An 11456-nucleotide genomic window follows, 5' to 3' on the forward strand; every position below is an offset into this window, starting at 1 on the left:
CCGCGCTTCACAGCTCACGTAACTGAACAGCCCCTCGCTGCGCTCGTCCGTTCCGCGCATCGCCCTCTCTCCGGCCGCATCCCCCGCCACAGAGAATCACGACCAGGCGTCCAGGCCCACCCCTTTTTCCGCAGCCTGTTAGTTTCCGTGGTCTCCAGGGGGGATGCCCGATAGCCTCTGTTCATGGTTTTTTGCTGAGCATTGTCGCGGTGACGATCCGCTCGCAGGAGGGGGCCATGAGCGGTTTCAATGCTCTAACTCGCTTTGGCCTCCGTAGTGCGTTCATTGCTATTTTGGCTTGTGTTCAGCCCTTTGACGATGTGGAGGCGGAAGAGGTGCGGCAGCGCGGAACCGTCGCGTCCAAACAGGAAGCCATGCCAGACTTGAGCCATCTTGTGCGGCGAGGCGGCCAGGAGGTGCATAGCACCGGCAGGATAATTAAGGGGATTTACTACGAAAACGCACCTAACGCCAACAACAGCGTCGTCGCATTTCATAATGCCTGCAATCAAGCATTAGAGGACAACCCATTTCTTGTTTTTGACTTTGAGTTAAAGAAATACTACTTCGATTCTGATCGGAACGGCTACGCTGATGAAGTGGGTGTGTTGCTCTATCCAGATATTGACCCTGCTGATTTCTACGTACGCCTGCCAGATGCGGCCACTTATTGCTACAATGACGGTCATCCCGTATAAGAGCGCCTAACGAAACCTGGTTTGGGCTGTTGGAAGGGGCATGGCAGCTCCCCTTGTATCCGACGCCTTGTGGGCCATCGTCGAGCCGCTGATCCCGCCGGAACCGCCCAAACCGAAGGGCGGGCGGCCACGGCTGGAAGATCGCGCGGCATTGACCGGCATCCTGTTCGTGCTGCGCAGCGGCATCCCTTGGGAACTGCTGCCGGTGGAGATGGGCTGCGGCTCCGGCATGACGTGCTGGCGCCGCTTGCACGAATGGCATCAGGCCGGCGTCTGGGAACGGCTGCATCGGGTCCTGCTTGATCGGCTCGGCTACGCCAACGCGATCAACTGGGAGCGGGCGGCGGTGGACAGCGCCAGCGTCCCGGCAAAAAGGGGGGCGAGGAGACCGGCCCGAACCCGACGGACCGCGGCAAGCCGGGCTCCAAGCGGCACATCCTCGTCGATGCCAACGGCATCCCACTCGCCCTGAAGATCTCGCCGGCCAACCGCCACGACAGCAAGCTGCTGGAGGCGCTGGTGGATGCCGTGCCCGCGATCCGCCAGTGCGCTGGCCGACCACGACGGCGGCCGGCCAAACTGCACGCCGACAAGGGCTACGATTTTGCCTTCTGCCGGCGAGCGTTACGCCGGCGGGCGATCATCCCGCGCATCGCCCGCCGCGGCATCGAAAGCAGCGAACGCCTGGGCCGCTACAGGTGGGTGGTCGAGCGCACGCTGGCCTGGTTCGCCCGCTTCCGCCGCATCGCCGTCCGCTATGAACGCCGCGCCGACATCTTCGCCGCCTTCCACCACATCGCCGCCAGCCTCATCTGCTGGAAATTCGTCCAGAGATGGTTCTGTTAGGCACTCTTATGGCCCAGTGTGTCAATCGGCTTCGAAAATCCGGCTCTGCTGAACGGCCGGCGGTAGGTGCAATCTCCTGTGAATCAGCGTCGGCTCAGACCCTCTATCGGCGTCCGTTTGACCCTGGCGCGGCTATGCCCAGGCCATACCGAACAATAGCTTGCGGTGAATGCCCCCTGCCAATGAAGGGTCATTGGGCCGCGCCGATTCACACCCAGGGGTTCCGCATGCTCTCGACTATTGGGACGATCTGCTACCAGCCGTGGGGGTCAACCTTGGGCTCTTGCAGGAGGGCAGCGTTCGACTCTGTTGACAGACATACAGGCCCATGACACGAGTCACGTAGCTGCGAGTTTCCGGATAAGGCGGAATCCCGCCGTGCCGGACGACGGCGTTCTCTCCCGCATTGTATCCCGCCAGGGCCAGTTCCACGTCGCCATTGAAGTAGGACATCAGCCAGCGCAGATAGGCCATGCCTGCACGAACGTTCTCAGCGGGATCCAAAGGCTGGGTCAGTCCGAAGCGGCGTCCCGTCTCCGGGATGATCTGCATCAGGCCGATGGCCCCCTTCCCGGAAACGGCGTTCGCCTGGAACCCGGACTCGACCTGGATCACGGCGAGGACGAGGGCGGGGTCGAGCCCTAAGGCCGGGGCCTGAGAGCGAACCAAGTGTTCGATTTCGTAACGCAGACGTCCTTCAGCCGCCATCTGTGCCGGTGCATCGCCGTCCTCCGGGAGCCGGCAATGCGGCTTTTTCTCGGGTACGCCCTCGAAGCGGACGAGCAGGTGCCGTGCCAACGCATTGCCGCCCTCGGCGGCACGACGAAGCCAACCGGCGGCCGTTCCCGCGTCCCGCTCCACACCAGCACCATGGTCGGTCAGGATGCTCAGCCGGAGCGCCGCGCCCGCGTGGCCGGCCCGAACGGATCGGCAGTAATGGAGGTAGGCGAGACCGAAGTCGGCCGGTTTCCCGATGCCCGTTTCGTACCGCAATCCGGCCTGATAGCTCCGCTCCGCGGCGCTTTCCGCCCGGGCCTCGTGCGTTCCGATCAGCGCAGCCGCCACGAGCGTGAGCAGCATGCCGCGCCGCAGGCTGCGGCTGCGCGGCCTCCAATGAAGGAATGTCATGATGAGAAGGGTGATCATTGTTTGAACGGTGGGAGGAGCAGCCCCATTCGAGGTGGAAGGATCGCGCCCGGAACGGAAGACTCTGTTCCGGGCGCGGACGATCACCCGTCATCAAGGGGCGGACGGGGCCGGGGTCTTGGTCAGCACGTTGGTCAGGTTGGCGCCGACCTGATTGATGTTCTTCAGGACGCCGTTCGTCTGGATGAGGTTGGTGGCGGTCTGAGCGGCGCCGGAAGTCTGCATCAGTTGGGTGAACTCGAAGCTGCCCATGACGGCGACGTTGGCGGTGTTCTGGGCCTCCTGGCCGACCTTTGTGATGGCGCCGTCGTAACGGCCGAGTTCGCCACCCGTATAGACCATCCGGTTGCTTGCAGCCTGCCAGGTCGGGTCGAGGGTCTGCGTGAGGTCGCCCACCGCGCTGTCCAGGCTGATGATGTTGGCGACGTTCCGGGCGCTCTGGTCGAAGTCGGGGCCGGCGACCCCATTGGGGTTGAAGCTCTTGCCGAACGTCACGAGGTTCTTCGCGTCCTGGAAGGCACCGGATGTCTGGCTGACCGACAGCGCATCGGATGCCAGGGCAATGTTGACGGTGTTCGTCGCCGTCTGGCCCAGGTTGGCCCAGCTGCCGTCGGTGACCGCTTTGTTGAAGGCCGTCTGGCCGTTGAAGTCGCCCGGCAGATCGGTCGACTGGATGATGTTGCCGAGGTACGCGCCCTCGGCGGCGACGGCGTTGGCCATGTTGCTGGCCGACTGGCGGATCTTCTCGTTGCTGAAGCTGTTCTTCAGCGTGTTGTGAACGGTCTGCACGTTCAAGAACATCTGGTCGACATTGCCAAGGTCCTGGGCCTGTGCCGAACCGACGCTGAGAGCCAGCACGCTCGCTGCAAGCAAAAGCATCTTCATATCCAATCTCCTGTTGTTTGCCCGGCCATCCAGGGCCGAGCGTTTTTACCCGTCCGCGTGCGTGCGGTCGGGAATCCCGTTCGGAACGCGTTGGAATCCGGCTTCAGCGGTCGCAGACCATGCGCCCGCCGAGCATCCGGCAGCCCTGTCGTTCGGGCACACGATCAAGCGATAGAGACGGCGGCGGCGCGGCGTTGCCCTTGGCCTCGGCCGGGACGGCGTTGAGCGCTTCGTCCCTCCGGGCAACCTGAGGCTCGGCGATGCCGATCGGCATCGCCGCTGCCGCACGCTCGGCCTCGGCATGCTCGGCGTCGCGCCGTTCGCGCGCCGCCGTGGTCAGATGCTGGTCACAGGCCGCCCCGGTCCGGTACAGTTCGCTCACGATGTCGTAAGCTGCGGACTCGATGGCCCAGCGGATCGCACCCTGGAGCGGCTCGGTCGGCTGCTCGCCGATGGAAATGTCGAACAGGACGTCGCCGGCGAAGGCCCCTCCCTTGACACCAAGGTCGAAGAACCGGAAAAGGTTTGCCGACGTCTCGTAGCCGACGGCCTGCTTGCGCCAAGCCTTCGAATAGACGATCTGCGAGGTCCGGGTGTCCGTCACCGCCAGATCGAGGCCGATCTGCACCGCATACGACTTGGCGCCGGCACCGATCCCCGCGATGGTTACTTCGGCCGAGTTGTTGACCACCTTGAAGTCCAACTCGGTGATGGCCCCGGTGACGTAATGGGTTGATCCGAGCACCATCCCCTTCGGGATCGGCCGGAACATCACGCTCTGGCTCCCGGCCTGGACCACACGTCCCTCGCCGAGGCGCTGGTTGAGCGCCTGCGCCAGTTCGAACTCCATGATCGCCGTGGTCGAACGGTTGACCTGGGGAACCCGGGCGGCACTGAGGCTGCTGATCAGCATGTGTGTGGCGCCTTGCGTCACGTAGGCGCCGATCTCCTGGTAATTGAATCGCCCGGTCCGATCGGGGATGTCCCCCACGGCCAGCCGCAGGTCCATGGGCGGACGGGGGAGTCGTCCAAGGCACTTGAGCGCCTCGGTCGCGGGAGTCGCGGTCTTCACCGGGATCGGTCCGGAGATCAGTTTGGCCGGTTCTTCGCCGAGCGGCGGCGGGACGGCACACGCCGACAGCATCAGCGTTGCCAGCAGGGCGGTCGTCAGGGGATGCATCTCTCAGCCTCCCTTGCGTCCGCCGGACACGGAATTCTGCACGCCCTGCGATCCCGAACTCGTCTGCACCGGGTTCAGGTTGAGGTAGTGGTTGTTGCCGGACTGGTTGATGATGACGACATTGTTGTAGTTCTGGCCAGCCTGGGCCGCTTGCCTCTGCAACGCCGTCTGGAGATGCTGCTCCTCCATCTGCGCCCGCTGCAGCCGGTTCTGCGGGCCGCTGAGCGTGCGTCCGGTGATGTTGGTGTAGTCGGCAAGCGCCGGGGCCGCGATGCCGGATGCCAGCACCAAGGCGAGGATGAGCGCCGCCCTCGTTGTCCTCCGCCCCACGCGACGGGGCGCAGTCGAGCAACGGCGACGTGGTTGATAGAGGCTCATAGTGCAACTTTCCGTGAAAGACGTTGACGATGCTCATCGGCCGGCCTGCATTGCCCCAAGGGCTGCCGGCCAAAATGCTGCCGAAGTTTCGGCCCGACGATGGAGACATCATGCCGTTCGCCACCGGCCGGCGATATTACACATCGGGCTAATAACCACACTCATTTTGCGGTCTTCCTTGGCGGGCACCATCCCACCCCTGGATTGCTGGCCCTCCGGTAAGCACAGCCTTACGCGCCAACCCACGCGAAATGACTGTCGGCACCCCCTTTGATGGTAAGCGGTGCCGCGAAGGCGTATTCCATCCGAGGAGCGATCCACCGATGCCCGCTTGAGCAAGCCAAGCCCAAGGCGTGTAGTCGGCTGGCGACAGCGTTCCGCGTGGGAGTCCGCATGTCCAATCCGGACACGGCCGTGCCCGCGTGCGCGACGCCGTCAGGGGAGGAGGCATTCCATGCGTGTTCATTTGCTCGCAGCGCCGTTTCTTGCACTCGGCATCGTCGCTCCGATGGCGGCCCATGCCGATGCCTTCCTGAACACCGGCACGGGGGGCGCTTTCCTAAACCTCGGACCCGTCGGGCCTGTGGCCACCCCGACGCCTACCGCCCCGATAACGCCGTTCGCAATGAGTCCGACCCTTTGGTTCGATGGCGGAACGACGACCCTTCTGGCGCCGGGCGGTATGGTGGTGACGCCGGCTCCCGCCAGCCTGTTGGCCGCCCAATTGACCGCCGCGCGTCATGGCGCCGCCGTCGTCCTTACCCTCAACGGAGCCGGCGCGGTGCGCCCCCTGGTGATCCCGGCCAGTGCCTTCGGCAGCCGGCGCTGATCCGCGCCATGGCGGCCTGGAGCCTCATTCCGAAGCACGGCGCCAGGACAGAACCAGATACGGCCGCTCGGGTGCGTAGGTCAGACGGATGACCGCGACGCGCGCGAAGCGTGCGCCATCGACGGTCGCCTCGGCGCGGATCCGGAACAAGCGGCGCTGCGACGGCGCGGCGCGGCCCGCCGCGCCGGCTGTTGCCTCGCTCCCCTCCCGTTCGGCCATCATCGCCTCGGCGGCTTGCGGATCAGTGCCCAGTGCGAGAACCACCGCCATCGGCGCCACCGTCGCATCGACGACGCGCTGGCGCGTCGCCACCGTCAGGAACGGAGCCGCACGGGCGAGCAGCTCGCGGCTCATGCCAGGCAGGCTCACCAGCGCCTCGACCGCTTCGAACGGCCCGCCCAGGTCGGGGGCGGAGCGGCGTTCGGCGATGCCCCGGGCCACGGTGGCCGCTTGGTCGTCCGGTGCTCCCGTCACGGAGAACAGCGATGCCAACAGCTCTTCCGGCGCGGCGTTCAGATCGATCAGGCCGGCTTCGTCCTGGACGCGCACGTCGACACGTCCGGCGCCGAGAGGGAATGCATACGGCCGGTCGTCGCCGCGCCAGCGCTCCTCGGGACGAAGGTTGAGGAGGCCGAACACCGCACGCACGATCCCGGCGTCGGCCAGCGCTTCGGCTTTAGCAGCGGCGGCGCCGTTGCGCGCGAGGCGCAACTCGTCGCGGGCATCCCGGTTCAACGCGGTTGTGACGATCGACAGCAGGAGCAGGCTCCACAGCACCAGGAGAAGGGCGAACCCGGCCTGCCGTCGCGAAGCCGCGGCCGGGTATCGGGCCGTTCCTCTTTCCGTGCGCCGGGACATCACCGGATCCGCGCCCGCGGATCGATGGCCCGCAGGCGGCGGCGCAGTTCATCGGTCGCCTCCTGCGCTTCGGCGCTGCTGCGGATGACGCGCGGCGTCAGCATGACCAGCAGTTCGGTGCGCTGCTGGCGTTCCTCCGTCGTGCTGAAGAGATGGCCCAGGATCGGGATGTCCGACAGGATCGGCACGCCCGACTTGCCGCCGTTGCGGCCGTCACGGATCAGCCCGCCGAGCGCCACGCTCTGGCCGTCCTGAACGGCCACCGTGCTGTGCACCCGGCGCTGCTGGATGGTGGGCGAGTCGATGCCCGACGTGCGGGTCGGCACGACGTCGCTCACTTCCTGGTAGATCTCCATGAAGACCCGCCCGCCAGCGCCGATGCGCGGCCGCACTTCCAGAATGACGCCCGTGTCCTTGAGCGTGATCGAGTTGACTATGGGCGAGTCCGGGTTGAGCACGCTGACCGCCGATTGGGTGGCGATCGGCACTTGGTCACCGACCTGCAGCCGCGCCGACTGGTTGTCGAGCACCAGCAGGTGCGGCGAGGAGATCACGTTGACGTTGGTGACCGCCGACAGCGCGTTCAGCACGACGCGGGCGTTGGCGGTGTCGAACAGATAAGAGAAGCCGGCCAGCGGCGATACCAGCCCGGTCCTGGGGTCGCTCAGCGTCAGCTGATGATTGCCGGATTTGAAGAACCACTCCACGCCATACTTGAGGTCGTCGTTCAGCGTGACCTCGGCGATGGTCGCCTCGACCAGAACCTGGAAGGGGGCGACGTCGAGACGGCGCAGGGCGTCCTGCACCATGTCGTAATCACGGGGTGTGGCCATGATGACGATGGCGTTCTTGTCGCGGTCGGCGATGACGCGGACCTCGGGCGTCGGCGGCGCCGGTTCGGCGGCAAAGCTGCCGGGTGGCGGCAACACCGGGACCGAGCCCGGAGCCTGCCTTCCCGCGGCCCCCAGGTCCGGCAGGGCTCCCGGCGCGATGACCGGGTCACTGATGGGAAGCAGCGCCGGACGCTGGGCTGGGAAGGCGGAGGACGGGAAGCCGCCCGGCCCCGACACGCCGGTAAACGACGAGCCGGACCTGGACCCGCTGGACGGCGCCCCGCCGAAACCCCGGCCGCCATGGCTGTTGAAGCCGCCGCCAATCCCACCGCCGAAGCCGCCACCCGCGCCGGACCGGCCCAATCCGCTTCCCCGCCCGCCCAGTTCGGTGGGCGACAGGCCGGGGGCGACCTGCGCCCCCATGGCACCCCCACCGCCGCTCCGTCCGGGCGAGAACATCTCGCTGAGGGTGCCCGCCAAGCCTTCGGCGTTGCCGTTCTGGACGTAGTAGACGAACACGCGTGGCGTATCGAAGCCGCGCGACCGGTCGAGGCGATCGATCCAGCCCTGCACCGTTTTCAGCAGATCGGGCTTCTGCGCGATCACCAGGAGCGCGTTGAGGCGGTCCACCGGCACGAAACGCAGCATGCCGCTCATGGGTCCATCGTCGCTGCCCAGCAGCGACGCGAGTTCTTTGGACAGGTCGGTGGGTTTGGCCGCTTCCAGCGTGAACATGCCGAAGCTCATGCCACGCAGCCAATCGACGTCGAAAGAGGCGACGAGATCCTCCAGCGTGGCGATTTCCTGGCGCGTGCCCGCCACGATGAGCAGGGGCCGCGACGCGTCCGCCTTGAGGATGCGTTCCGCTGGCAGGAAGGGCTGGAGGATCTTGAGCATCTCCGGCGCACTGACGTGGCGCAGCGGGACGACCTGGACTCCAAAGCCCTGCGCGCGCTCATGCTCGGGGATGTTGAGGCGAAGCTGCGCCGCCTTGGGGGCATCCTGCAGAAGCACGACCGCGTAGCTCCCGGCGTTCTCGACCAGCGCCGCCCCGTTCACCCGCAAGGCGTTTTCGAGCAGCAGCAGCGCGTCGTCACAGGGGATTGGTCGGCTGGTCTGGACGGTGATCTGCCCCTGGACCTTGGGGTCGATCACGACGGGCTTCCTCACCGTCGCGTCGATGATGCCGCGGACGACGTCCTTGACGTCGGCGTTGACGAAATTGACCGAGACCTCATCGGCGTTCACGAGCACACCCGGCGGCCCTCCGGGAACGGGCGTGGCGGTGAACACACCGGTGCCCGGCAGCAGGACCGGCGCCTCGCGACGGGATTTGGCTGAGCCCGGCGCGGCAAGCTCGATAGGGCTCGGCGCTCCCATGGCCGTCAACGGCCGACTGGCCTGCGGTACGGCACCGCCCTCGATAGCGCTGGCGGCGGGAAGTTTGGAAGGCCGCGCGCATCCCATCATCAAAAGGGGAATTGCAAGACCCAGGAAGACGGATCCAGTTATCTTCATCCCACCACCATGCCGAATGTTTTTGTGGTCTTTAATGAATCGAAACTTTACTTGGCACACCCTACGACGCGTTCCCACGCTGGGGCACGGCGGATCGATTGAATCAATACCACCAATTTGCAGGTATTGACCCCGTGCAGCGGAGGGCCTTTCAAGGGCTTTGGCGGTAACCAATGCAGCGACCGTCGCCACCCGCCGAATCGTCCGGGCATGGAGCGGTCACAGGAACGTAGCGGCGAAGCCGATGCTCGTAGCGCAGGATCGCGACGGCCCTCTCGTCCGGCGCACGCCCCGGCCGGAGCGAACGGGGCGGCACGACTCCGGGGTCAAAGGTCTCGATGCCATGGATCGCCTCCATCAAGCGGTCGCGCGACAGACGGCGTCCAGCCCGTCGCACCCCCTCCTCCAGAAGCAGCGCGCCGGCGTAGGCATGGCGTTGCAGGTCGTCACGCAGACCGCCCAGGCCCGCCACCAGCCGGCGGAAGGCGAGCGCACGGGCCGGGTCGCTCGGCGTCGCCGACGCCGCCAGGAACACCACCGGCGCCCACTTCGCGGCACGCGCCTCGGCAAGCATGGCCTCCACCTCCACCGTACGGTCGAAGGCCAGAACGGTCGTGACGCCCGCGGCCTTCAGGCGCGCGACGACCGCCGACCAGCCACCAGCGTCGCCGCGCGCCTCGATCAAGTCGATCCCGTAGGCCCTCGCGGCGGCGCGGCCAGCATCGGCCGCGGCCCATCCCTGCCTGTCGTCCGAGGCGAGGAAGGCCAGCCGGCGGCTGCCGCCCTCCAGACCGGTCGCGGCGAAGGCGATCAGAGCCCGCGCCATTTCGGCGACGCTCGGTTCCAGCGACACCGTCCAGGCCTCGTCGCCGCCCAACGGCTGCGTCAACGGCGCGATGTCGGGTACGCCGTTCGCGCGCAGGGCATGCACCGCCGCACCGTTCGCCTCCACTCCGACGTTCGCCAGGAAGCAGAACGGCGGGTCGTCCCGCAAAGCCCGGCTCACCACGGCCAGAGCGTCTCCCGGCACAGCCGGATCGAAGCCCAATTGCCGCAGGACCAGACGCCGCCCGTGCAGTCCGCCACGCCGATTGATGGATCGCACGACCTCCCGCAGCACGATGCTCACCTCGCGCCCGGCCTGCGCCAGAGGCCCGGACGTGGGCAGCAGCGTGGCGGCGCGGATCTCGCCCCCCGACACGCCCGGCGCCGCCCGCTCCAGGCCCTTCAAATAATCTATCAGGGCGGCACGATCCGCGTCCGTCATGGTGTAGCGCGGCATGGCGGGGTGGAGGGCGCGGCCATCCGGCGCCACCCCATCTCCGACCGCCCGCGCAAAGGCGACGGCATCGTATCCGCGCCCACCCTGCTCGCCCGGTTGCGCCAGGCGGTCCCAGGTGATGTCCGGCGGCGCCACCCCGCCTTCCCATCCGCCCAAGCCGTCCACCCCGTGGCAGCCGATGCACGCAAAGTTCGTTGCCGGCACCGCGATGCCGCCCGCGCCAACCCGCGCAAGGATCGGGTCGTCGCCCCGTCCCTGCTCGTAGATCGCCCGCCCACGGTCAGCGAGCCCCGGCCCGGTCCCCGGCGTGTCGGCCTTGCCGGTGACCGGCAGGGCCGACATGGCGACCGCGGACAGCGCGGCAAGCAATGCCATTCCCCTTCGTACGGCCATGTCAGTTCCCCGACACCACCCCTCGGTTGATCTTCGCCACGATGTCCTCGGGCGCGGCCGAGCCGTCGATGCGCCACCATGTACGGGATACCGTATCGCCGACGAGGAAGTAGCCGGCATGATCGCCCGGCGTGTCGGCCAGGGCCCGCATGCCGCCCAGCAGGCGCTCGACATCATCCGGCTTGCCGGTCAGCCAGAGCCAGCCGGGCCGCGATCCATAGCGCTCCGCCTGCTCCTTCAGCGCCTCAGGCGTGTCGTTCTCAGGGTCGATGGACATGGACACCAAGCGCACGTCCCGCCCGACGCGGTCGCCCAACAAGTCCTGCACCCGCGCCAGGACCGTCGATTGCACGGGGCAGATGGCCGAGCAGCCCGTGAAGATGAAGTTCATGACGATCATTCTTCCCGGCGCCAGCACATCCCGCCGGAACGACCGGGTGCGCCCATCCTGGTCGACCACCGGCAAATCCAGCGGGTTGACGTTCACCACGTCGGGGCGGTCGGAGGGCGGCGGCGCATAGGACCGCGATCCATGCGCGAGCGCTGACGACGCGAGCGCCAGTCCGACGGTGACGGCAAAGGCTGCGAGCTGGGGGCGCTTCATGACGGA

At 66.9% G+C, this 11456-nt stretch carries 11 protein-coding genes; 3 read left to right on the top strand and 8 right to left on the bottom strand.

Features of this window, described 5'->3' with window-relative positions; genetic code table 11:
- The first annotated feature begins 236 nt into the window (after positions 1-236).
- Positions 237-698, top strand: coding sequence for a hypothetical protein (locus VED21_RS22885; RefSeq protein ID WP_324886380.1), 462 nt, complete (start codon positions 237-239; stop codon positions 696-698).
- Positions 699-738: 40 nt separating this feature from the next.
- A protein-coding gene (locus tag VED21_RS22890; RefSeq protein ID WP_324886381.1) for an IS5 family transposase occupies positions 739-1544 on the top strand; the annotation gives its coding sequence in 2 pieces (ribosomal slippage) (positions 739-1066 and positions 1066-1544; 807 coding nt in all).
- Positions 1545-1781: 237 nt separating this feature from the next.
- Here VED21_RS22890 and VED21_RS22895 read toward each other — a convergent pair.
- The 4 genes from VED21_RS22895 to VED21_RS22910 all read right to left on the bottom strand — a co-directional run bounded on the left by VED21_RS22895 (position 1782) and on the right by VED21_RS22910 (position 5046).
- A complete protein-coding gene (locus VED21_RS22895) occupies positions 1782-2690 on the bottom strand; it encodes a transglycosylase SLT domain-containing protein (RefSeq protein WP_324886382.1) in 909 nt (302 codons plus the stop codon).
- A gap of 93 nt (positions 2691-2783) precedes the next feature.
- Positions 2784-3575 (bottom strand): hypothetical protein, encoded by a 792-nt coding sequence (locus tag VED21_RS22900; RefSeq protein ID WP_324886383.1) that lies wholly within the window; start codon positions 3573-3575, stop codon positions 2784-2786.
- Positions 3576-3678: 103 nt separating this feature from the next.
- Positions 3679-4755, bottom strand: a complete 1077-nt coding sequence (locus VED21_RS22905) for a CsgG/HfaB family protein (protein WP_324886385.1) — start codon at positions 4753-4755, stop codon at positions 3679-3681.
- Positions 4756-4758: 3 nt separating this feature from the next.
- Positions 4759-5046 (bottom strand): hypothetical protein, encoded by a 288-nt coding sequence (locus VED21_RS22910; protein WP_324886387.1) that lies wholly within the window; start codon positions 5044-5046, stop codon positions 4759-4761.
- 541 nt (positions 5047-5587) lie between these two features.
- On the opposite strand from VED21_RS22910, the gene VED21_RS22915 reads away from it, so the two are divergent.
- On the top strand, positions 5588-5962 hold the full coding sequence (locus VED21_RS22915; protein WP_324886389.1) for a hypothetical protein: 375 nt from the start codon (positions 5588-5590) through the stop codon (positions 5960-5962).
- Positions 5963-5986: 24 nt separating this feature from the next.
- On the opposite strand, the gene VED21_RS22920 is transcribed toward VED21_RS22915, so the two are convergent.
- The 4 genes from VED21_RS22920 to VED21_RS22935 form a co-directional block, all read right to left on the bottom strand.
- Entirely contained in the window at positions 5987-6820 is an 834-nt protein-coding gene (locus tag VED21_RS22920) for a hypothetical protein (RefSeq protein WP_324886391.1), read from the bottom strand.
- Positions 6820-9171, bottom strand: a complete 2352-nt coding sequence (gene gspD, locus VED21_RS22925) for a type II secretion system secretin GspD (RefSeq protein ID WP_324886393.1) — start codon at positions 9169-9171, stop codon at positions 6820-6822. The genes VED21_RS22920 and gspD overlap by 1 nt, the downstream gene beginning before the upstream one ends.
- Before the next feature lie 151 nt (positions 9172-9322).
- Complete coding sequence (locus VED21_RS22930; RefSeq protein WP_324886395.1) at positions 9323-10828, bottom strand: ABC transporter substrate-binding protein; 1506 nt, start codon at positions 10826-10828, stop codon at positions 9323-9325.
- Positions 10829-10847: 19 nt separating this feature from the next.
- Positions 10848-11450 (bottom strand): SCO family protein, encoded by a 603-nt coding sequence (locus VED21_RS22935; RefSeq protein ID WP_324886397.1) that lies wholly within the window; start codon positions 11448-11450, stop codon positions 10848-10850.
- Between the last annotated feature and the right edge of the window lie 6 nt (positions 11451-11456).

It is taken from the genome of Azospirillum sp., assembly GCF_035627195.1.
In the GTDB taxonomy this organism is placed as follows: Bacteria; Pseudomonadota; Alphaproteobacteria; order Azospirillales; family Azospirillaceae; genus Azospirillum.